The sequence below is a fragment of the Clostridium mobile genome (genome assembly GCF_018918285.1).
GTDB lineage: Bacteria > Bacillota > Clostridia > Clostridiales > Clostridiaceae > Clostridium_AW > Clostridium_AW mobile.
In genome coordinates, this window is record NZ_JAHLQF010000001.1 from 96,532 (window position 1) to 120,664 (window position 24,133).

The 24,133-nt window shown below is 30.3% G+C and carries 22 protein-coding genes; 21 read left to right on the forward strand and 1 reads right to left on the reverse strand.

Annotated elements, in window-relative coordinates:
• The first annotated feature begins 7 nt into the window (after positions 1-7).
• The 18 genes from KQI86_RS00545 (at position 8) to KQI86_RS00630 (ending at position 19,131) form a co-directional block, all read left to right on the forward strand.
• Positions 8-958, forward strand: a complete 951-nt coding sequence (locus KQI86_RS00545) for a bifunctional riboflavin kinase/FAD synthetase (RefSeq protein ID WP_216437209.1) — start codon at positions 8-10, stop codon at positions 956-958.
• A 101-nt stretch (positions 959-1,059) separates the two neighbouring features.
• Positions 1,060-1,323, forward strand: coding sequence for a 30S ribosomal protein S15 (gene rpsO / locus KQI86_RS00550; protein WP_216437210.1), 264 nt, complete (start codon positions 1,060-1,062; stop codon positions 1,321-1,323).
• 119 nt (positions 1,324-1,442) lie between these two features.
• Positions 1,443-3,560 (forward strand): polyribonucleotide nucleotidyltransferase, encoded by a 2,118-nt coding sequence (locus KQI86_RS00555; RefSeq protein ID WP_216437211.1) that lies wholly within the window; start codon positions 1,443-1,445, stop codon positions 3,558-3,560.
• Between the two features lie 66 nt (positions 3,561-3,626).
• On the forward strand, positions 3,627-4,925 hold the full coding sequence (locus tag KQI86_RS00560; RefSeq protein WP_216437212.1) for a M16 family metallopeptidase: 1,299 nt from the start codon (positions 3,627-3,629) through the stop codon (positions 4,923-4,925).
• Between the two features lie 61 nt (positions 4,926-4,986).
• Positions 4,987-5,262, forward strand: coding sequence for a YlmC/YmxH family sporulation protein (locus KQI86_RS00565; RefSeq protein WP_216437213.1), 276 nt, complete (start codon positions 4,987-4,989; stop codon positions 5,260-5,262).
• A 15-nt stretch (positions 5,263-5,277) separates the two neighbouring features.
• Entirely contained in the window at positions 5,278-6,483 is a 1,206-nt protein-coding gene (dapG, locus tag KQI86_RS00570) for an aspartate kinase (RefSeq protein ID WP_216437214.1), read from the forward strand.
• A gap of 61 nt (positions 6,484-6,544) precedes the next feature.
• Positions 6,545-7,246, forward strand: coding sequence for a ClpP family protease (locus KQI86_RS00575; RefSeq protein ID WP_216437215.1), 702 nt, complete (start codon positions 6,545-6,547; stop codon positions 7,244-7,246).
• A gap of 101 nt (positions 7,247-7,347) precedes the next feature.
• Positions 7,348-9,564, forward strand: a complete 2,217-nt coding sequence (locus KQI86_RS00580; RefSeq protein ID WP_216437216.1) for an FtsK/SpoIIIE family DNA translocase — start codon at positions 7,348-7,350, stop codon at positions 9,562-9,564.
• A gap of 12 nt (positions 9,565-9,576) precedes the next feature.
• Positions 9,577-10,911: a 30S ribosomal protein S12 methylthiotransferase RimO gene (gene rimO, locus KQI86_RS00585; protein WP_216437217.1), complete on the forward strand. Its 1,335-nt coding sequence runs from the start codon at positions 9,577-9,579 to the stop codon at positions 10,909-10,911.
• A complete protein-coding gene (gene pgsA, locus KQI86_RS00590; protein WP_216437218.1) occupies positions 10,895-11,473 on the forward strand; it encodes a CDP-diacylglycerol--glycerol-3-phosphate 3-phosphatidyltransferase in 579 nt (192 codons plus the stop codon). Before rimO ends, pgsA begins: the two co-directional genes overlap by 17 nt.
• Positions 11,474-11,641: 168 nt before the next feature.
• A complete protein-coding gene (gene recA / locus KQI86_RS00595) occupies positions 11,642-12,697 on the forward strand; it encodes a recombinase RecA (protein ID WP_216437219.1) in 1,056 nt (351 codons plus the stop codon).
• A 214-nt stretch (positions 12,698-12,911) separates the two neighbouring features.
• Positions 12,912-14,426 carry a ribonuclease Y gene (gene rny / locus KQI86_RS00600; RefSeq protein ID WP_216438258.1) on the forward strand — a complete coding sequence of 505 codons (1,515 nt, stop codon included), beginning with the start codon at positions 12,912-12,914 and terminating at the stop codon, positions 14,424-14,426.
• 152 nt (positions 14,427-14,578) lie between these two features.
• The gene (locus KQI86_RS00605; RefSeq protein WP_027623485.1) at positions 14,579-14,839 is read left to right on the forward strand and encodes a stage V sporulation protein S; all 261 of its coding nucleotides are present in this window, start codon (positions 14,579-14,581) and stop codon (positions 14,837-14,839) included.
• Positions 14,840-14,961: 122 nt separating this feature from the next.
• Positions 14,962-15,795 (forward strand): decaprenyl-phosphate phosphoribosyltransferase, encoded by an 834-nt coding sequence (locus tag KQI86_RS00610; RefSeq protein ID WP_425514353.1) that lies wholly within the window; start codon positions 14,962-14,964, stop codon positions 15,793-15,795.
• 13 nt (positions 15,796-15,808) lie between these two features.
• A complete protein-coding gene (locus tag KQI86_RS00615; RefSeq protein WP_216437221.1) occupies positions 15,809-17,080 on the forward strand; it encodes an ArnT family glycosyltransferase in 1,272 nt (423 codons plus the stop codon).
• Positions 17,077-17,433, forward strand: a complete 357-nt coding sequence (locus tag KQI86_RS00620) for an SMR family transporter (protein ID WP_216437222.1) — start codon at positions 17,077-17,079, stop codon at positions 17,431-17,433. Before KQI86_RS00615 ends, KQI86_RS00620 begins: the two co-directional genes overlap by 4 nt.
• Positions 17,434-17,599: 166 nt before the next feature.
• Positions 17,600-18,796, forward strand: a complete 1,197-nt coding sequence (locus KQI86_RS00625) for a pyridoxal phosphate-dependent aminotransferase (RefSeq protein WP_216437223.1) — start codon at positions 17,600-17,602, stop codon at positions 18,794-18,796.
• A gap of 77 nt (positions 18,797-18,873) precedes the next feature.
• A complete protein-coding gene (locus tag KQI86_RS00630) occupies positions 18,874-19,131 on the forward strand; it encodes an HPr family phosphocarrier protein (RefSeq protein ID WP_216437224.1) in 258 nt (85 codons plus the stop codon).
• A 31-nt stretch (positions 19,132-19,162) separates the two neighbouring features.
• On the opposite strand, the gene KQI86_RS00635 is transcribed toward KQI86_RS00630, so the two are convergent.
• Positions 19,163-19,381: a DUF378 domain-containing protein gene (locus tag KQI86_RS00635; RefSeq protein WP_216437225.1), complete on the reverse strand. Its 219-nt coding sequence runs from the start codon at positions 19,379-19,381 to the stop codon at positions 19,163-19,165.
• Positions 19,382-19,551: 170 nt separating this feature from the next.
• Here KQI86_RS00635 and purB point away from each other — a divergent pair, with 170 nt between their 5' ends.
• The 3 genes from purB (at position 19,552) to KQI86_RS00650 (ending at position 24,107) form a co-directional block, all read left to right on the forward strand.
• Complete coding sequence (gene purB, locus KQI86_RS00640) at positions 19,552-20,982, forward strand: adenylosuccinate lyase (protein ID WP_216437226.1); 1,431 nt, start codon at positions 19,552-19,554, stop codon at positions 20,980-20,982.
• 181 nt (positions 20,983-21,163) lie between these two features.
• The gene (locus KQI86_RS00645; protein WP_216437227.1) at positions 21,164-22,429 is read left to right on the forward strand and encodes a Glu/Leu/Phe/Val family dehydrogenase; all 1,266 of its coding nucleotides are present in this window, start codon (positions 21,164-21,166) and stop codon (positions 22,427-22,429) included.
• 685 nt (positions 22,430-23,114) lie between these two features.
• Positions 23,115-24,107 carry a tyrosine recombinase XerC gene (locus KQI86_RS00650; RefSeq protein ID WP_216437228.1) on the forward strand — a complete coding sequence of 331 codons (993 nt, stop codon included), beginning with the start codon at positions 23,115-23,117 and terminating at the stop codon, positions 24,105-24,107.
• The last annotated feature ends 26 nt before the right edge of the window (positions 24,108-24,133 follow it).

The following is a 24,133-nucleotide window of genomic DNA, read 5'->3' on the forward strand; positions in this document are numbered from 1 at the left end:
AATGACTATGGATGTTATAGAAGATAATATGCTTAAGACATTTAAATGGAATACTTATATAGCTCTCGGCAGCTTTGACGGTTTACATTTAGGTCATAGTAAGCTTATAAATAAAGCTATAGAATTAGCTAAAAAAAACAGTGGTAAAAGTATGGTATATACTTTTAAAAACCATCCTTTATCAATTATAAATAAAGATTTAGTTCCAAAACTTTTGATGGATATAGACCAAAAGAAAAAAGTATTGAATAAAATGGGACTAGACTACTTAAATTTAGTGAATTTTGATGAAGAGTTTATGAAAATGTCTCCTGAGGAATTTATCTATAACATTGTAAGTAAATTTAATGCTAAGGGCATTGTAGTAGGCTTTAATTACAGATTTGGATATAAAAATTTAGGAGATGTGGATTTATTAAAGAAATTAAGCGAAAAATATAAATTTCAACTTCATGTTGTAAAACCAGTTAAATATAAAAAAGAATTAGTATCTAGTTCTCATATACGACATATTATCACTGATACCGGAGATATGGTAAAAGCTAAGATGATGCTAACAAGACCCTACTCCATATCAGGTACTGTAATTGTTGGAAAGCAGTTAGGGAGAGTTTTAGGATTTCCAACAATCAATTTAAGCTATGATAAAGGTTATATTACACCAAGAGGAGGTGTATACTTTACCTTGGTAGAATATGAGGGAAAGTTCTATAAGGGAGTAACTAATGTGGGATATAATCCTACAGTAGAAGATGGTAAGCTTGGTATAGAAACTCACATTATTGGTTTTAATAAAGAAATATACAGTGAAGATATAAGGCTTCATTTTATCCATAGAATAAGAGATGAAAAGAAATTTAATTCATTAGAAGAGTTAGCTCATAGAATAGGTGAAGATAAAAAATACGTAATTAAGCAAAATTTAGAATTAATTATAAAAAGTAATTTACAACTATAGTTATCTTTGTTATAATTACTTTTGTGAACCTTAATCTATGTTTGTTGAATGCCGGCTACATTCGTGGATTAGGGGGATATAACAATTGGAGGTGTATATAAATGGATAAGGCAAGAAAAGAAGAAATATTAAAAACTCATGCGAGACACGAAGGAGATACTGGATCACCAGAAGTTCAGATAGCTCTTTTAACAGAAAGAATAAATCATTTAAATGACCATTTAAAAACTCATAAGAAAGACTTCCACTCAAGAAGAGGTCTTCTAATGATAGTTGGTAAGAGAAGAGGTCTTTTAAATTACTTAATGAAGAAAGATATTGAAAGATATCGTTCAATTATCCAACAATTAGGATTAAGAAAATAGTTAATACTTAGAGCGGCTTAGACCGCTCTATTATTTTGAAACAAGTTATTACATTATACTGTATAAAATAATATAAAAATCAGGATAATAATAGTGTGTACTTTGAAGGGAGGTAAACTATGAGTCATATTCTTGAAACTACTGTTGCTGGAAGAACTCTAAAAGTTGAATTTGGAAAAGTTGGAGCACTTTCAGATTGCGCTATATTAGTAAGTTATGGCGAGACAGTAGTATTAATAAATGCAAATGCATCAAAACAACCACGAGAGGGGATAGATTTCTTTCCTCTTAGCGTAGAGTACGAAGAAAGATTGTACTCCGTAGGAAAAATACCAGGAGGGTTTATCAAAAGAGAAGGAAGGCCTTCTGAAAAAGCTATTCTTCATGCAAGAGCTATTGATAGACCATTAAGACCATTATTTCCAGATGGCTACAGAAATGATGTACAGATAGTTTGTACTGTTTTATCTGTAGAACAGGATAATCAACCAGACATATTAGCAATGAATGGGGCCTCTTTAGCATTATGCCTTTCAAGTATCCCATATGATAAGCCAGTAGCTACTGTTTCTGTGGGGCTAATTGATGGAAAGTTCATATTAAATCCAACTCTTAAAGAGAGAGAAGAAAGTGATTTAAATTTAACTGTTTGTGCTACAAAAGATAGAGTAATGATGATTGAAGCCGGATCCTATGAAATTGACGAAGAAGTAATGTACGATGCTATAATGTTTGCTTTTGAAGAATGTAAAAAAATTGTATCATTCCAAGAAAAGGCTATGGCTGAATTCGGTAAAGAAAAAATAGTTCCTGTACTTTATAAGGTAGATGAAACCCTAGAAAAAGAAGTAAGAGAATTTTCTTACCCAATGATAAAAGAAGCTATGTACATAACAGATAAAGATAAGAGAAATGATGCTATTGATAAAGTTAAGGAAACTATAAATGAACATTTCAGTGAAAAATATGCTGACGATCTTAAAGATGTTAGTGAAGTAGTATATACTCTTCAAAAAGAAATAGTTAGAAATATGATTTTAAGAGATAAAAGAAGACCTGACGAAAGAGCATTTAATCAAGTAAGAAATATAGACTGTGAAGTAGCACTTCTACCAAGAACTCATGGTACAGGTCTTTTTACAAGAGGACTAACTCAAGTTATGACTGTAGCTACAATTGGTCCATTAGCAGATGTTCAAATTTTAGATGGTTTAGGTGATGAAGAGTTTAAAAGATATATGCATCACTATAATTTCCCTTCCTATAGTGTAGGTGAAGTTAGACCACTAAGAGGACCAGGAAGAAGAGAAATCGGTCATGGCGCTCTAGCAGAGAAAGCTTTAGAACCACTAATGCCTTCAGAAGAAGAGTTCCCATATACAATTAGATTAGTTTCTGAAGTATTGAGTTCAAATGGTTCTACTTCTCAAGCAAGTGTATGTGGTAGTACATTAGCTCTTCTTGATGCAGGAGTTCCTATAAAAAGACCGGCTGCCGGAATAGCAATGGGACTTGTAACTAGCGAAGATTTATCAGAAGAAGAAATATTAACGGATATTCAAGGAATTGAAGATTTCTTTGGTGATATGGACTTTAAGGTTGCAGGTACTGAAAAGGGTATTACTGCAATTCAGGTAGATACAAAGATTGAAGGTTTATCAAATAATTGTATAAAAGTAACCTTAGAAGAAGCAAAGAAAGCTCGTATGCACATTTTAGGAAAAATAAAAGATTGTATACCTGAAGCTAGAAAAGAATTGTCACCTTATGCTCCAAGAGTCTACACTATGACAATTGATCCAGAAAAAATAAGAGATGTTATAGGTTCAGGCGGTAAAACTATAAATAAAATTATAGCTGAAACTGGAGTTAAAATTGACATAAAAGAAGATGGTACAATATATGTAATGTCTGAAGATAGTGTTGGAGCAGATAGAGCCCTTAAGATGATAGATGATTTAACAAAGGAAGTAGAAGTTGGTGAAATATATCTAGGAAAAGTTACTAGAATAACTAATTTTGGAGCCTTTGTAGAAATACTACCTGGCAAAGAAGGTTTAGTTCATATATCAAAACTTGATTTTACAAGAGTTAATAAAGTAGAAGATGTAGTATCTGTTGGTGATGAAATTTTAGTTAAGGTAACTGAAATAGATGAACAAGGCAGAGTTAATCTATCTAGAAAAGATGCTATTAAAAGAGACGAAGAAAGTAATGATGACAGCAAAAAACAATAGTGAAAAATAGAAGGGCTTTGCGCCTTTTTATTTTTTAACAAAATATAGCAATACTGGAGGAATATAATGTACGATATTATTGAAATCAGTAATGGTTTAAAAGTAGTATTAGAAAAAATTGACTATGTTAATTCAGTAAGTGTTGGTTTATGGGTAAAGAATGGTTCACGCAATGAAGATAAACAAAACAATGGAATTTCTCATTTCATTGAACATATGCTATTTAAAGGTACTGAAAAAAGAAGTGCAAAAGAAATTGCTGAGTCTATAGAAGATGTTGGAGGGCAAATTAACGCCTTTACTGCTAAGGAGTCTACTTGCTATTATGTAAAAATATTAGATTCCCATTTAGATTTAGCGTTAGATGTACTTTCTGATATGCTTTTTAATAGTAAATTCGCTGAAGAAGAAATAGAGAAAGAAAAAGGTGTAATAATTGAAGAGATAAACATGAATGAAGACTCACCAGAGGATGTGTTATTAGACTTACATAGTGAAGCTATATGGGGAGAAGATCCAATTGCATTTCCTATTTTAGGAAATGTGGAAACTGTAACCTCATTTACAAGAGAAATGCTAATGGATTATATTCAGTCTAGATATATACCTAAAAATTGTGTATTATCAATAGCAGGAAAGTTTGATGAAAAGGACATTATAAAGCTGGCAGAGTGTTATTTTGGTGATTGGAATTTCAAAAACAAAGATTTATCCGATTCTTCCTCTCCTAAAATACTAAATAGTCACCTATTTAAAGAAAAGCAAATTGAACAGCTGCACATTAGTTTGGGGCTTAATGGCTTGCCTTTAGGAAGTGATGACATTTATCCATTGTTATTTTTAAATAATCTTTTAGGTGGTGGAGCATCTTCTATATTGTTTCAAAAAATACGTGAAGAGATGGGTAGGTGCTACTCTATATACTCATACTTAAGCGCTTTTAAGAATACTGGAGTGGTGAGTATATATACGGGACTTAATCCAAAATATTCTCTAGAGGTTGTAAGTCTCATAAAAGAAGAATTATTTAAGTTCACTAAAATGGATATTTCTGATGAAAGAATTGTAAAGGGTAGAGAACAGTTAAAAGGAAGCTATATTCTAGGGCTCGAAAGTACTAGTAGTAGAATGTTTAACAACGGTAAATCTGTTCTATTTTTAAATAGAATTAACGAACCTAAAGTTATACTTAATAAAATTGATAATATAAATAGAGAAAAAATACATGATGTAATGGAAATAACTTTTAAAAAGGGAATTTTAAACTCAGCCTATGTAGGAGAAAATATTGACTTGAGTATAATGAAAAATATTATTGAAAATGACATATTCCCTTTTAACAATAAACCATCTTCCTTAATATAATAGTAATAAACCCTTAATATATTTCATATTATTCTATGAAATATATTAAGGAGGTTTTAATATGGACGAGGATATTAAATTATATAGCGATATGGAAAGATATGAGATAATAAACATAAATGATGGTGAAAAATACGATTATTTAGGAAATAATGATATTATTGTTGATGAAGAGGGAAATTTAAAATTACTAATCTTATCAGAACCTAACGTAAAATTAAGCTTTTTTAGTAAAAGCGATTTTATTGAGGTGCCATGGGAATACGTGAAAAAAATTGGTTCTAGGACCATAATAATAGATGTTGATGAGAGATCTCTTAAAAAAACCCGGATTTAAATTGGGAGGGATAATATGAAAATAATTGTTCAAAAATTCGGTGGAACCTCTGTTTCTACCCACGAAAGAAGATTGATGGTAATAAACAAAATAATAAAGGCTAAAGAGGAAGGATTTTTTCCAGTAGTAGTTGTTTCTGCTATGGGAAGAAAAGGTGAACCTTATGCCACAGATACTTTACTTTCACTGACAAGTAATAGGCTAAAGGAGAGAAATAAACTCTCTATTGATTTACTTATGGCCTGTGGTGAGATTATAAGCACAGTAGTTATGACAGATGAATTACTAGATAAAGGGGTAGATGCCATTCCTATGACTGGAGGACAGGCTGGCATAATAACTGACGATAATTATAACAGTGCCACAATGGTAGGCTTAGACCCAAATAAAATATTAAAAGCATTAGAAGAAGGAAAAGTGCCAATTATAGCTGGCTTTCAAGGTGTCAGCGAAAACGGATTTTTAACAACTTTAGGAAGAGGCGGCAGTGATGTTACAGCAGCACTTTTAGGTGTAGCTCTAAAAGCTGAGGGCGTAGAGATATATACAGATGTAGATGGAATAATGACCGCTGATCCAAGAATTGTATCTGATGCTTCTTTAATAAAAGAAATAAGTTATAATGAAGTATTTCAATTTGCAGACCAGGGTGCAAAGGTTATACATCCAAGGGCTGTAGAAATAGCAATGAAGGGAAATATCCCACTGATAATTAAAAATACACTTAGCAATTGCCAAGGTACTATAATTAATAACATTGGTGATTTAAACTTAAATAATATCATAACTGGAATAACTCATATGAGCAGCAGAGTTCAAATAAAAGTAGCTCTTAAAGATAATGAAAATAACGCTCATTACTATAGTTTGTTAAATATATTAGCTGAGGCCTCAATAAGTATAGATTTAATAAATGTTTTCCCAGAGGACAATATATTTACAATAGATGGTAGTGACTTCGATAAATTTAACGATATAATGAATAATTTAAATTTAAAATACTCTTATATAGATAATTGCAGTAAAGTAGCTATTATTGGAAGTAGAATGAGAGGAATACCTGGAGTAATGGCAAAAATATTAAAATGTTTAAATTTAGAAAATATTAAAGTACTTCAAACTGCAGATTCTCATACTACTATTTGGTGCTTAGTAGAAGGCCAATATACTGAAAAAGCTATAAATGCTCTTCACAAAGGTTTTAATTTGGGTCATCACTAATTTAAATAGGTATATTCTTTTTTCTTATGCACAAAATAACATTGTGCTAGGAGGGAAGAATATGATTAATGAAAAAATAGAACAAGATGAACAAAAAAACAATAAGGAATTGGATAATATTAAGGAGTTAGGTGCAATTAATATACCTAAACAAGATGATAAAATTCATATATTACCTATAATTGGTCAAATTGAGGGGCATATGGTGCTTCCAGCTCAAACAAAAAGTACAAAATATGAACACTTAATTCCTCAATTAGTTTCTATAGAAATGAATGATGCAATTGAAGGAGTGTTAATAATTCTAAATACTGTGGGCGGGGATGTAGAAGCTGGTCTGGCTATTGCTGAAATGATAAATACTTTGAGCAAACCAACGGTATCTTTAGTAGTTGGTGGAGGTCACTCTATAGGTGTGCCTTTAGCTACTTCAGCAAACTACTCTTTTATTTCGCCCTCTGCAACAATGATAGTTCATCCTATTAGAATGAACGGATTAATTATAGGAGTACCTCAAACCTTTGAGTATTTCGATAAAATGCAAGAGAGAATTACAGACTTTATTGTAAGAACTTCAAAAATTGAACGAGATTATTTAAAGAAGATCATGGTTAAGACTGATAATTTGTTAAATGATATGGGTACTATACTCATAGGAGAACAAGCAGTAGAGTGTGGTCTCATAGATCAAGTTGGCGGTTTGAGAGATGCTTTAGATAAGTTAGATATTCTAATAGAGGAAAAGAGTACAAAACAGCCATAGGTAACCCAACCTATGGTTTATTTATTTAACACTTGTGGACAAGCAATTAAAGGATAATTAAAATAGTTTGTAGAATAACTATTAATTTAGGAGGTGGTACATTGGGGAAGAGGAAAAAAAAGAAAAAAGATAGCTTTGACAATGATATAAAAGGAATTGTACTAATAACTATAGGAATACTTTCATTGGTCAGTGTATTTTCCCCCAAAGATTCAGGATATATAGGAAGAATTGCTAAGAAATTATTAATTGGAGTATTTGGATTAGGTTCTTATATATTCCCGTTTATAATAATATTTATAGGAGCTTGCTATATTCTTAATAAGAAAAAGCTTAAGTTCACAAAAAAGTTTTATGGAATAGTACTCTTTATAATAAATACGTTGATGTGTATACAAATGGCAGATATGAGTTTAACCAATGGTAGTTTAAGTATTAGTGAAGGAATTTCAAGTATATATAACTCTCAGTCAATAATTCATGGAGGAATTATTATATACCTAATCAGTCTACCACTGTATAAACTTTTCGGGAGGACAGGTTCCTTTATAATTTTTATATCCTTATATGCTATTTCTTTTGTATTAATTAGTAATGTTACTTTATCTTATATTGTAGATAGAGTAAAGTCAAAGCTACTAGAAGCAAAAAAGAAAAATGCGGAAATTATTGAAGAAGAATTAGAAATAGAAACTAAAGAATTATTAGCATATGATAGTAATAAGGAAGAAGACACAAAGAAAAATAATAGAATAAAAATAATAGATTTTATTAAATCCAGCAACATTGAAGATTCCTCAATAGATAAAGATGAGGAAACAAATCAAGAGGTAATAAATCAAGAAGAAAACAACAACATCAGTGAAGAGTTAGAAAAAGAAATTAATAAGGTAACCATTCCTATAGAATACAATTATCCTCCTTTAAATCTATTAAATCAGAATATATCAATTAAAATGAACAAGGGAGATAAAAAGGAGCTATTACATAGTGCAACTAAATTAGAAGAAACCCTTTCTAGTTTTGGTGTAGAAGCTAAAGTCATTCAAGTTACCAAAGGACCATCTGTTACAAGATTTGAGCTTCAACCAAGCCCAGGAATTAAAGTAAGTAAAATTGTAAATCTTTCAGATGATATTTCTTTAGGATTAGCGGCTTCGGGAGTAAGAATAGAAGCACCCATACCTGGAAAGTCAGCTGTTGGTATAGAAGTACCTAATAAAGATTTAAATCCTGTTTTCTTAAGAGAAGTTATTGAATCTGAGCAATATACTAACTTTAATAAAAACTTGGCTTTTGCCTTAGGTAAAGACATCGGGGGCAATAGTATAGTATGGGACTTAGCTAAAATGCCACACTTATTGATTGCCGGAGCTACCGGATCTGGTAAGAGTGTATGTATTAATACATTAATAATAAGCCTATTATATAAATATTCTCCTGAGAACGTAAAACTATTAATGGTAGACCCTAAAGTAGTTGAACTAAATGTTTATAATGGTATTCCTCATCTTCTAATACCGGTAGTTACGGACCCTAAAAAAGCTGCTGGAGCTTTAAATTGGGCTGTTACCGAGATGACTAGAAGATATAAGATATTTGCTGAAAATCATGTTAGAAATCTAGAAGGATATAATGAACTTTATGAAAAAGGTAAGATAACGGAAAAATTGCCTCTTATAGTAATAATAATCGATGAATTAGCAGATTTGATGATGGTATGTCCAAATGATATTGAGGATTACATAGGAAGATTAGCACAGATGGCTAGAGCCGCTGGTATGCATCTTGTAATTGCTACTCAAAGACCATCCGTAGATGTAATTACCGGCGTTATAAAGGCTAATATTCCGTCAAGAATATCCTTTGCTGTTTCTAGCCAGATCGATTCAAGAACAATTTTAGATATGTCTGGTGCAGAAAAGTTATTAGGAAAAGGAGACATGCTTTTCTATCCTACAGGTGAAGCTAAACCTATAAGGGTTCAAGGAGCATTTATTTCTGAAGAAGAGGTATCAAGAGTTGTGGATCACATTAAAAATGAGCAAGGAACTGCTGAGTATGAAGATAGTATAATTGAGCAAATTAATACATCTACAGAAATAAATGAGGAAGATAAAGATGAACTATTAGAAGAAGCTATAAAAATTGTTGTAGAAATGGAACAAGCATCTACTTCCTTATTGCAAAGAAAGCTAAGAATAGGATATAATAGAGCAGCTAGAATAATAGATCAACTAGAAGAAAGAAGCATTATATCTGGTAAAGATGGTAGTAAGCCAAGGCAAGTTTTAATAACTAAAGATGATATAGAATAAGGAGGAACACATATGGACAAATTAAAGTTTGGTGTAATTAGTTTAGGTTGCGATAAAAACAGAATCGATTCAGAAATATTTATAAATAAGTTATTAAAAAATAATACTCTTACAAATAACCCAAAGGAAGCGGACATAATTATAGTTAATACTTGTGGATTTATAGAGGATTCAAAGCAAGAATCTATTGACACCATATTAGAAATGGCTAACTTTAAAGAAGGTAATTGTAAAGCTTTAGTAGTAACTGGCTGTTTAAGTCAAAGATATGGAAAAGAACTCCAAGAGTTGCTTCCTGAGATTGATATTATGGTTGGTGTTAATGATTATGATAAGCTAGATCAATATATAAACAATTATTTAGAAAAAAACAATAAGGAAGCCTCTTGTAATTATAGTGATGATGCTATAAATGAAGGAGATAGAACTCTTTCCACTCCTGGTCATTATGCATATTTAAGAATAGCTGAGGGTTGTAGTAATCATTGTACTTATTGTATTATACCTAAGATAAGGGGTAAGTACAGAAGCAGAAAAATGGAAGCTATAATAGATGAAGCTAAAATTTTAGTGCAAAATGGAACTAAAGAAATAATATTAGTAGCGCAAGACACAACAAGATACGGTATCGACTTATATGGTAAAAAGATGTTAAGTGATCTTATAAATGAACTATCTAAAATAAATGAATTAGAATGGATTAGAGTTTTGTATTGCTATCCTGAAGAAATAGAAGAAGACTTAATTAAAACAATAGCTGAGAATGATAAAGTTTGTAAATACCTAGATATACCTATTCAGCACATAAGCAATAATATACTAAAAACCATGGGAAGAAGAGGAAGAAAAGAAGATATACTTAATACTATTAACTCCCTTAAAAACAAAGTAGATAATATATGTTTAAGAACATCACTTATAGTTGGATTTCCTGGAGAAACTACAGAAGACTTTGAAGAATTAATAGAACTTGTAAAGAATGTTAAATTTAATAATTTAGGAGTATTTAAATACTCACAGGAAGAAGACACTCCGGCAGCTTCTATGACAGATCAAATACCTGAGGAAATTAAAGAAACTAGACGTAATGAGATAATGGCTATTCAAAAAGAAATTTCTATGAATCTAAATAATAGTAAAATTGGAAAGATGTTTGATGTTGTGGTAGATGGTTTTGATGGAGAGTACTATATTGGAAGGAATTATGAAATGACTCCTCAAATAGATGGTGCAATTTATTTTAAATGTGATAAAATATTTAATATAGGTGAAATTGCACATGTAAAAATAATAGATAGCCTAGAATATGATTTAGTAGGAGTTGTATGCCATGAATCTTGCAAATAAACTTACTATAATAAGAATATTTTTAATCCCTATATTTTTGATTTTTATTGCCGTTAATGGTATCCCTTATGGTAAAACTATAGCTACAACTATTTTTATATTAGCTGCACTAACAGATAAGTTAGATGGGTACATAGCAAGAAGTAGAAACCAAATAACTAGATTTGGAAAGTTTATGGATCCTTTAGCAGATAAGCTATTAGTTACAGCTGCATTAGTTTCTTTGGTAGAACTTCAAGTGATTTCTACTTGGGTGGCTATGGTTATTATAGCTAGAGAATTTGCAGTAACAGGATTAAGGGCCGTAGCTGCAGCTGAAGGGATAGTTATAGCGGCTAGTCCTTGGGGAAAAGCTAAAACAGTAACACAAATTGTAGCAATTATAGTCTCACTACTTCCATTAAACAAAGAATTCTTTGACGTTATTAATGTATTAAAAATACCTCCTCACTATTTTGATATATTAGTAGCAGTAACTATGGGTATTGCTATAGTTATAACTATAGTTTCAGGCATAGATTACTTTGTAAAAAATAAGGAAGCTATAAAACCTGATAGATAGATTTTTCATAGTTTAAAAAGTTAAAAGTTGGTAATAATTAAAATAATAAGTTCCTAGCAATAGGAACTTTATTTATAAGTTGACCCTTATTAGAATGTATTGTATAATAATAATTAAGAACAAACGTTCGAATTTAGAAAGGATGGTGAGCCCTTTAAAGGGATATTTATGAATAATGAAAAATTAAAAGCGATAGAAGCTGCCATGGGGCAGATTGAAAAACAATTTGGTAAAGGCTCTATAATGAAATTAGGGGAACATAGCATATTAAATTTAGATGCTGTATCAACAGGATGTTTAGGAATGGACGTTGCTCTAGGTATAGGTGGAGTACCAAGAGGTAGAATTATTGAAATCTATGGACCTGAATCCTCTGGTAAAACTACTGTAGCATTGCATATATTAGCTGAAGCTCAAAAAGCTGGTGGAGCTGCTGCTTTTGTGGATGCTGAACATGCTTTAGATCCTTCATATGCAAAAAGACTAGGGGTGGATATAGACAACTTAATAGTTTCTCAGCCTGATACCGGAGAGCAAGCTTTAGAAATTACAGAAGCTCTAGTTAGATCAAATGCAGTTGATGTAATTGTTGTAGACTCTGTGGCAGCTTTAGTTCCAAAAGCAGAAATAGAAGGTGAAATGGGAGATGCACACGTAGGTTTACAGGCAAGACTGATGTCACAAGCATTGAGAAAACTTGCAGGTTCCATAAATAAATCAAAATGCGTTGCTATATTTATCAATCAATTAAGAGAAAAAGTTGGTATAATGTTTGGAAATCCTGAAACAACCCCTGGTGGAAGAGCTTTAAAATTCTATTCTAGTGTTAGACTAGATGTAAGAAGGATAGATTCAATAAAGCAAGGAGAAGATATATTAGGTAATAGAACAAGAGTTAAAATTACTAAAAATAAAGTAGCTCCTCCTTTTAAACAAGCAGAATTTGATATAATGTACAACGAAGGAATTTCAAGAACTGGAGATGTTTTAGATTTAGGAGTTAAAGAAGAATTTGTACAGAAAAGTGGTGCTTGGTTCTCATATAAAGATATAAGACTAGGTCAAGGAAGAGAAAATGCAAAGCAATTTTTAAAAGAGAACCCTCAAATTTTATTTGAAATTGAAAACTCTATAAGACAAAAATATGAATTGCCACTTGTTAAAGTAGAAGAGCCTGTTTCTGATAAAGAACCCGCTAAAAATAAAGTTGAAAAAGATAAATAAAATATCAACCTAATCATGTTATAGCAAGCATATTAAACTTGACATAATGTCAAAATTAATATAAAATAAAGACAAAATCTGGTTTAGCGAAAAAATCCATTTGAATAATATGACACCTTTCTATGCTTTTGTATTTAGGGACAATAGATAATGTAACAAGTAAAGCAAAGGAGGTGTTCATGTGAAACAATCACAACTTATTTTTCTTATAGCAATGGCTATTATACTTATTATTGCTATATATGTTAATTATTATATAAGAAAAAATGTATCAGCTGCAAAAATATCTAAGGCTGAAGAAGACGCTAAAAAATTATTAGAAGATGCAGAAAAATCTGCAGAAGCTAAAAAGAAAGAAGCTATTTTAGAAGCGAAAGAAGAAGTTCATAGATTAAGAAATGATTTAGAAAGAGAATCCAGAGATAGAAGAAATGAAGTACAAAGATTAGAAAGAAGATTGATTCAAAGGGAAGAGCTGCTTGATAAAAAGACTGATATGATTGAAAAGAAAGATGATAGTTTAAACAAAAAGCAGCAAGAACTTAACGAATTAGAATCCAGTATACAAGATTTGTATACTAAACAAAGAGAAGAATTAGAAAAATTGTCAGGTCTAACTTCTGATCAGGCTAAAGAAATACTTCTAGACGAAGTAAGTAAAGAAATTAAACATGAATCTGCTATGATCATAAAAGAAGTTGAGGCAAAAGCTAAAGAAGAAGCTGATAAAAAAGCAAGAGAAATAATTACATACGCTATTCAAAGATGTGCTGCTGACCATGTGGCTGAAACCACTGTTCATGTAGTAAGTCTTCCAAATGATGAAATGAAAGGGCGTATAATAGGTAGGGAAGGTAGAAATATCAGAACCCTAGAAACTCTAACCGGCGTTGATTTAATTATTGACGATACACCGGAAGCAGTTATACTTTCAGGATTTGATCCTATTCGAAGAGAGGTAGCTAGAATCGCTTTAGAAAAGTTGATTATGGATGGCCGTATTCACCCAGCAAGAATAGAAGAGATGGTTGAAAAGGCTAAAAAGGAAGTTGACAATGACATTAGGGAAGAAGGGGAACAGGCAACCTTCGAAACAGGTGTACATGGACTTCATAGTGAATTAATAAGATTGTTAGGTAGATTAAAATACAGAACAAGTTATGGTCAAAATATATTAAAGCATTCTATTGAAGTTGCTTATTTAGCTGGATTGATGGCATCTGAATTAGGAATTGATCCAACACTAGCTAAAAGGGCAGGTTTACTTCACGACATAGGAAAGGCTGTAGATCATGAAATAGAAGGTCCTCACGCCCTAATAGGTGCAGAGGTAGCCAAAAAATATCATGAATCTGCAATCGTAGTGAATGCAATAGCTGCACACCACGGTGACGTAGAATTCCAATCTCTAGAAGGCATACTAGTTCAAGCAGCAGACGCTATATCAGCTGCAAGACCTGGTGCAAGAAGGGAAACCTTAGAAGCATATATTAAGAGATTAGAGAAATTAGAAGAAATTGCAAATTCATATGAAGGCGTAGAAAAGTCATATGCCATTCAAGCGGGTAGAGAAATTAGAATAATAGTTAAACCAGACGAAATTGATGATGCTGAGTCAATCGAAATGGCAAGAAATATCGTGAAGAGAATTGAAAGCGAACTAGAATATCCTGGTCAAATTAAAATAAATGTTATAAGAGAGACTCGTGCTATTGAATATGCAAAATAAAATAATTAAATGATTTGGAAAATAAATCCTTTTGTTTTGTAAAAATTAGAAATTTTACAAAAATAAAAGGATTTTTTCATATTGTGTAGAATATTATAAATAATACCAATAATAATTAAAGTTAAAAATTAAAGTATAGTAGGAGGTTTATTATGGAAGTATTAAAAGTTTCAGCAAAATCAAGTCCAAACAAAGTTGCAGGTGCATTAGCAGGAGTTTTAAGAGAAAAAGGAGGAGCTGAAATTCAGGCTATTGGAGCTGGTGCTTTAAACCAAGCTATTAAATCTGTAGCAATAGCAAGAGGATTTGTAGCACCAAGTGGTATTGATTTAGTGTGTATACCAGCATTTACTGATATAGAGATTGATGGGGAAGAGAGAACAGCTATAAAATTAATTGTACAACCTAGATAAATATGTTTTTCGGGACTTGAGCAATCAAGTCCTTTTATTTTTGTAAAATATATGATACATTAATAGTTGTGACCATTTACAAAGGAGGAATAAACTTGAACTTAAAATCTTTAATAAGCTTAATGCGACCTAAACAATGGATTAAGAATAGTTTTGTCTTCGCAGCTTTGATTTTTTCTGGTAGCTTTATTAAAATAGATTTGTTACTGATTACCCTTAAAACCTTTATACTATTCTGTTTAATATCTTCTACTGTTTATATAATCAATGATTTAGTAGATATTGAAAAGGATAGGTTACATCCTCAAAAAAAATATAGACCTTTAGCTAGTGGCGAGATATCTAAAATGACTGCTATTCTGTTAGCTATAATTTTATTAGTATCTGTAATATGGTTATCTTATGATAACTTAAGTCTACTAAGCATTTTAATGGGTTATTTAGTATTGAATATTTTCTATTCATTTAAGCTTAAGAATGTAGTGATAATAGATGTTATGTCCATCACACTAGGATTTGTACTTAGAGTTGAAGCAGGCAGTGTTTCAACCAAAATACCTATATCTCCTTGGCTTCTATTATGTACTATATTATTGTCATTGTTTCTAGCCTTAAATAAGAGAAAGAGTGAAATAATTACATTAAAAAATGGTAGCAGTAGTCATAGAAAAATTCTTGAAGAGTACTCTATAGAACTAATAGATAATATGCTTACTATAGTAACGCCTTCAATACTAATTGCTTATTGCTTATACACTTTTAATTCAGTGCAACGTCAAAGTATGATGTTCACTATTCCATTTGTTCTTTATGGTATATTTAGATATCAATATTTAATGATTACTAAGAACTTAGGTGGTAAACCTGAAGATGTTTTTACAAAGGATATTCCCTTCTTAATAAATATTTTACTATGGATTATAAGTGTATTAACAATAATTTATTTTAAACTATAATGGAGGGGTATAAATGTTAGAAACTTTATATTATACAAATACTAAAAAGGATAAATCATATTTTTTTAAAATATCAGTTTTAGGAATTTTACTAAGCAGTTTATGGTGTATTTTTATTAAAGCTACTCCATTTTCCGATTTTGAATATTATTATAATTTAGCTGTTGAAATTTCTCAAGGTGGGGCTTGGGGGGATACATATACTTCCGTTGGATATCCAATAATCTTAGGAGGGATATTCAAGTTATTTGGAGCAAGTGTACGGAATGCACAAATATTTAATTTAATATTAACCTGTATAAATTATTTTCTAGTGTATAAAATTTTAGGAAGATTGTCTATAGAAGAAAAAACTAAAAAAATCATATTCACTGTTTTTGTATTTTTCCCATTAAATATTTACTATAGCATATTGGTGGGAACAGAAATCCTGTTTACTAATATAATTCTATGGTGTACTTATATATATCTATTAGACTTTAAGGGTAAATATTTAATTTTAGGTATACTTACCGCATTAAATACAATGGTAAAACCATTTTATATATTATATGCCTTTTTAATATTTGTAGTAAACTTAGTTTCTACAGGTAAGTTTATTGACTCATTTAAAAAAGCTTTTATAATATTTATAACATCAATTATACTATTATCTCCTTGGATCTATAGAAATAGTAAATTAACTGGTGAGCTTACTTGGGTTTCAAATAATGGTGGTATAGTACTATATATAAACAACAATTCACAAAATAATCATGGTACGTGGATGCCTGCAGAAGATGTAGAGAACTCTATAGTTAAAACAGAAGAATATATAAACTCAAATATGACTAAAAAGAATAAGATGTTAAGCAGCGCTGCTAAAGAATGGATAAAATCTCATCCTAAGGACTTTATAGAGTTAGGACTACTTAGACTAAAAGTTACTTATGCTGCTGCTGGAGACTCATATTATACTATGTACAATAGTGTTTTATCGGATAGCGCTAAGTATTATATATTTATGTTTTCTAGTGCAGTTAAAGCATTGATATTTTATCCAGGTATTTTATTTGTTTTAATATATAGTGTATATATACTATATTGTATTTTTACTAAAAATACCCGTTTAATTAATAAGTTTAGCTTATACTCACTGGTATTATTTTATATGATAACTTGTGTATATTTTCTTACAGAAGGACAACCAAGGTATTCATTTCCCTTAATTTTTACTATGACCTATTTATCTACATGTTTTTATCAAAAATTATTCTATATGTTAAAGAGAGGTTTTAGTTTATGATATGGCAAATCCTTATATCGGTTATATTAAGCTCTTTAGGTCAAGTATTAGTAAAATTAGGAGCAAGTAAATTAGATATAAATTTTTCTATAGATAAAATTATGTACACTTTTGTAAACATATTAAAAAATGTTCCTTTAATGGTGGGAATCATATCCTATGGAGTAAGCTTTCTTATTTGGATCAAAGTATTAAGTAAAGTGGAATTAAGTTATGCTTATCCAATGGTAAGCTTAGGCTATGTAATAGTGCTATTTTTCTCATATTTTTTATTTAAAGAAAATATAACTTATTTGAGAATAATAGGCATACTATTTATAATAGTTGGAGTAATTTTTGTATCTAGAAGCTAAATAAAATATGCAATAAACCCAGGATAAAAATTTCTATTTATCCTGGGTTTTATAATATTTTTAAAGAATAAATACAAAAAATGAATTACTTATAAAAATAAAATTGCATTTTTTACAACTTTTATGTATTATTTAATTATATTCATTTATTTACGGAGGTGCTAGTATGATATTATCTAGAAAGGGAGAAAATATATCTTCATCCATTACACTTGAAATTACTGCAAAGGCTAAAGCAATGAAGGCCAATGGCATTGATATTATAGGATTCGGAGCAGGAGAACCAGATTTTAATACTCCAGAAAACATACAGAATGCAGCAATAGAAGCTATGAAAAATGGTCTTACTAAATATACACCTGCTTCAGGTATTGATGAGTTAAAAGAAGCCATTATAGAAAAATTTAATAAAGAAAATAACTTAGAATATAATAAATCTCAAATTATAATATCCACTGGTGGTAAACAAGCATTAGCTAATTTATTTCTTGCCATATTAAATCCTGGTGATGAAGTTTTAGTTCCAACACCTTATTGGGTTAGCTATCCTGAATTGATTAAATTAGCCGATGCTAGACCTGTTTTTGTAGAAGGAGAAAAAGCTAACAGTTATAAGTATACTATAGATAATCTTAACAAAGTTATCACCAATAAGACGAAAGCTATTATTATAAATAGTCCTAATAATCCTACCGGAAATGTCTACACTAAAGATGAGCTAATAGAACTTGCTAATTTCTCAAAAGAGCATAATTTAATTATTATATCAGATGAAATGTATGAAAAACTCGTATATGACGGAGATAAGCATATAAGCATTGCTAGTTTAAATCAAGATGCTTTTGAAAGGACTATAGTTGTAAATGGTATGTCTAAATCTTATGCTATGACTGGTTGGAGAATAGGATATGCTGCTGGTAACGAAAAGATAATAAAAATAATGAGTAATATACAAAGTCATATGACTTCAAATCCAAATTCAATAGCTCAATACGCTTCTTTGGAAGCACTAAAAGGGGATCAGACTCCATTATATAATATGATAGAAGAGTTTAAAAAGAGAAGAGATTACGTAATAACAAGAATTGCACAAATTAATGAACTAGATTTAATTCCACCTAAAGGTGCCTTCTATGCTTTTATAGATATATCAAAATTAATTGGCAAATATATTGAAGGTGAAAAAATAAATGGTTCCTTAGATTTTTGTGATAAATTATTAACCATAGGTAAAGTTGCTGCTATTCCAGGTATAGCATTTGGATTGGATAATTATATAAGAATATCCTATGCAACTTCGATGGAAAACATTATAGTTGGTTTAGATAGATTAGAGGAGTTTATAGATAAACTTCAGGTTTAAAATATACCTAAATGATGCTATAATAAAATTATAATAAAGCTGTAAATATTAGCATGAATTATTAGGAGTGATATAAATTGGTTAGTAAAGAATTAATAGTAAATAGTTCTACTGGTTTGCACGCAAGACCAGCGACATTATTAGTTAAAAAAGCATCATCTTTTAAGTCTGATATATTTATGGAGTTCAATGGTAAGAGCGCTAACATTAAAAGTTTAATTGGCGTTTTATCATTAGCAGTAACAAAAGGCGGAAAAATAACTCTTTCTGCTTCTGGAGATGATGAAGTATTAGCATTAGAAGAAGTATCTAAATTAATTGAATCATTGCAATAATAAAAGGCTCTTTATGAGCCTTTTATTTATGTTACGATTTTGAGTATTTTTTCATCTTAAAGAGCAATAATAATAAGTACACTCCTGAAACTCCAACAAGTATATATATTATTCTTGATAAGAAGTTAGCAGGTTCTCCAAATATAGCACTAACTAAATTTAAATTAAATAATCCTAAAAATCCCCAATTAAGTGCACCAATTAGTACTAATATTAAAGCTATTTTGTCAAATAAATTAAACTTGTACATAATTTCCTCCCCATATCATATAATAATCTTCCTATTAGATTATATTAGTACTTAAATAAATATAGAACCCCATTGAAAACGAACTTTGATATGAAGAAAAATACAATTGTATCATACAATAAAAATGAATATGATATAATTATGTATTATGTGCGCTAGGAGGTTTTCTCATGAAAGAATTATACTATAGTCCATTAAGTAAAAGATATGCCTCAAAAGAAATGAGTTACATATTTTCTGAAGAAAAGAAGTTTAGAACTTGGAGAAAATTATGGTTTACTCTTGCAGAATGCGAAAAGGAGTTAGGTTTAAATATAACCGATGAGCAGCTTGAAGAGCTAAAGGCCAATATAGATAATATAAACTACAATATAGCAGAGGAAAAAGAAAAAGAAATAAGACATGATGTTATGAGTCATGTTTTCGCATATGGAGTACAATGCCCAAAGGCCAAAGGAATAATTCATCTAGGAGCTACAAGTTGTTTTGTAGGAGACAATACAGATTTGATAATAATGAAAGAAGCTCTAATTATAGTAAAGAAAAAAATTATAAATATAATCTTTGAGCTCTCTAAATTTGCTTTAAGGCATAAAAGTTTACCTACATTAGGATTCACCCATCTTCAACCAGCGCAACTTACAACCGTGGGTAAGAGAGCAACTCTTTGGATTCAAGATTTAATAATGGATGTAGAGCATATTAATTTTATTATAGATTCATTAAAATTAAGAGGTGTTAAAGGCACCACCGGAACACAAGCCAGTTTTATGGAGCTTTTTGATGGGGATGAAGATAAGGTTAAGGAATTAGATACTATGTTAACAAAGAAAATAGGGTTTGATAAACCTTTTTATGTAACAGGTCAAACCTATCCGAGAAAAGTTGATTCTTACATACTGGATACATTGTCTCAAATAGCCCAAAGTGCATATAAATTTAGTAATGATATAAGGCTTTTACAAAGCATGAAAGAGATAGAAGAACCTTTTGAAGAACAACAAGTTGGTTCTTCTGCCATGGCTTATAAAAGAAATCCTATGAGATGCGAAAGAATTAGCGCTTTGTCAAGATATATAATAGTAAACTCTTTAAACCCTGCTATTACAGCTTCTACTCAATGGTTTGAAAGGACCCTTGATGATTCTGCAAACAAAAGAATTGCGGTACCTGAGGGTTTTTTAGCCCTAGACGGTGTATTAAACCTATACTTGAATGTTTGTAGTAACTTAGTAGTTTATGAAAAAGTTATAAAATCGCACATTGAAAATGAACTACCTTTTATGGCCACTGAAAATATATTGATGGAAGCGGTTAAAAGAGGGGGAGACAGACAGGATTTACATGAGAAAATAAGGAAGCATTCTATGGAAGCTGCTAAAAGGGTTAAGATAGATGGATTAGATAATGATTTAATTAAGAGAATTATTGAAGATGGTAGTTTTAATTTAACAGAAGAAGAAATCATGAATCTAATTGATGGAGATAGATTTATAGGAAGAGCGCCAAATCAAGTAATAGACTTTATCAATGAAGTAGTGAATCCATTATTAAAGGAAAATAAAGATGTCCTTGGAGTAAAAGTATCTATTAACGTATAAATCTTTATATTTTTATATATCTTTTATACGAATTTATTATATTTGTATAATTTTTTATAATTTTTTTATCTTTTTAAAAGGAATTTTGTATAATAATATCGAATATTTATATTAGATAAATTTGAATTTAGTATACACTAACAGACACAACTTTTTTTAAAAATTTGGAGGTAGATCAAAAATGACAAAGGAAAATTTAAATCCTTTTGAAAATGTTCAATCAGTTATAAAAGAATCTTGTAAAAGTCTAGGACTAAGCGAAAATGTATATGAGCTCCTTAGAGAACCTATGAGAGTTCTAGAAGTAAATATACCCGTAAAAATGGATGATGGTTCTATAAAAGTATTTAAAGGCTTCAGATCTCAACATAACGATTCTTTAGGTCCAACTAAAGGGGGAATAAGGTTTCATCCAGGAGTAAACCTAGATGAAGTTAAAGCATTATCAACTTGGATGACATTTAAATGCGCTATAACAGGAATACCTTATGGTGGAGGAAAGGGCGGAATTATAGTTGACCCTAAAACTCTTTCCAAAGGTGAACTTGAGAAATTAAGCAGAGGATATGTTAAGGGTATTTATAAGTTAATAGGAGAAAAGGTTGATATTCCAGCACCTGATGTTAATACTAATGGTGAGATAATGGCCTGGATGGTAGATGAATACAATAAGTTAGTTGGATATAATTCTTGCGGTACTTTCACTGGTAAGCCATTAGAAATTGGCGGATCAGAAGGAAGAACAGAAGCAACAGGACTAGGAGTTGCCATAACAGCTAGAGAAGCGTTAAAGAAATTGAACATAGATATAAAAGAAAGAACAGTTGCCATACAAGGTTTCGGTAATGTAGGAAGTTATTCAGCTTTAAATATAGAAAGATTAGGCGCTAAAATAGTTAGTGTAGCTGAATGGAGCAGAGAGAAGGGGGCTTATGCAGTACATAATGAAGAAGGTATAAATATTGAAGAAGCATTAAAATATTTTAAAGAAAATGGAACTTTAATAAATTTACCTGGTACTAAAGAATTAAATATGAATGAATTCTGGGCTTTAAATGTAGATATTCTAGTTCCTGCAGCTCTAGAAAATTCAATTACATTAGATAATGTTGATTTAATAAAATCTAAGGTTATATGTGAAGGGGGAAATGGCCCAATAACACCCGAAGCTGATCGCAGATTATTTGAAAGGGGCATATTAGTAACTCCTGATATCTTAACTAATAGCGGCGGAGTTGTAGTTTCATATTTTGAATGGGTACAAAACTTATATGGATACTACTGGTCAGAAGAGGATGTTAAGAATAAAGAAGAAGAAACTTTAGTTAAAGCTTTCAATGAAGTTTGGCAATTAAAAGAAGAGCATAATGTACCTATGAGAAAAGCCGCCTATATGCATGCTATAAATAAACTAGCAATTGCTATGAAGTATAGAGGAATGCTTTAAGCGGTAAAAATTTTAAAAAAAGAATAGTTAAAGGGATTTTGCTATGCAAAGTCCCTTTTATTTTACTATTATTTTATCATCATTATTATTTCTTCTATTTTATTACTATGATTTCTTCCAATAACAACATTCATTCCTTTGATTTTCTTTTTCAATCTTTACTTTTAACTGATAAATAAAATTGTTCACATAGTTATTCCCAAAATGTGTAAGTTTAATAAATTAATAATTACCCACGTTAATATCAACAATTGTTAATTACATTAATTGGTATATTTATACAACTAATTCCATTCCAACTGTATCAATCAATATAGTCTGTATATAGATACAGATAATGGTAATTCACTCTGTGTTTGATATCTATTCTCAATTGATATATTAATTGACATAGGGGAGGAGATTTGACATGTTATATAGAATTTTATTATTATAACCCTGTTATTCTACATTTAATTATTTATAACATATATTTCGATTTTTAGCAACAAAATAAATTTTAAAATTCTTCAAATGTAGTTTTGCTAGATATACGAAAAGTAGAAATTTATATTTTTATATAAATGTATTATAATAAATTTGCTCAAAAAGAAGGATTTTGCCCCCTATTTATAGAATATTATATTCGCTAAATATACATTTAGCGAAGTTGTATGTATTTTTTACGTATTTTAAGGAGGTTTATATGAAATATAAGTTAAAAAGCATTTATGACCCATACCTACCAAGACAAGTTAATGATTTTTTAAACTATTTAGGTACTATCAAAGGAAAATCTATCAATACTATAAATGGTTATAAAATCGACTTAACCATGTTCTTTAGATTTTTAAAACTATATAGAGGCATGGTATCCGAAGACATTGAATTTGACTTAATTAAAATTAACGATATTGATGATGATTTCATAAGAGAGGTGAACCTTTCGGATTTGTATGCATTTTTAGCTTTTGCAGAAAATTATAGAGATAACGGAAGCTACGCTAGAGCTAGAAAAGTAGCCACATTGAGATCCTTCTTTAAGTATCTTAATGGAAAAGCAAGGATACTAGAAGAAAATCCAGCACTAGACTTAGAATCACCTAAAATCAATAAAAGAAACCCTATTTATCTCACCTTAGACGAAAGTAAGAAATTATTAAATGCGATTACAGGCAGGTATAAGGAAAGAGATTATTGTATTATCACCCTATTTTTAAATTGCGGATTGAGACTATCAGAGTTATGCGGAATCGATATCCCTAAAATTAAAGGTGACACCTTAACCGTAGTTGGTAAAGGAGATAAAGAAAGAACTATTTATCTAAATAAGGCATGTATAAAAGCTATTGACGATTACTTACAGGTTAGAAATAAGGATAATGATAAAATCAAAGATAAAGACGCCCTCTTTATAAGCAAAAACTATACAAGAATCAATAAGCGCTCTGTTGAAATGTTGGTAAAAAAATACGTTGAGAAAGCTGGATTGGATGATGAGAATTACACCCCTCACAAACTTAGGCATACAGCTGCTACTTTAATGTACAAATATGGGAATGTGGATATTAGAAGTTTACAACAGATATTAGGCCATGAAAATGTTTCTACTACTCAAATATACACTCATGTAGATAACGAAAGACTAAGAGAAGCAGTTAAATCTAATCCACTAAGCGAAGAATATTCAGATGAATAAAAATAAGAGGATTTCCCCTCTTATTT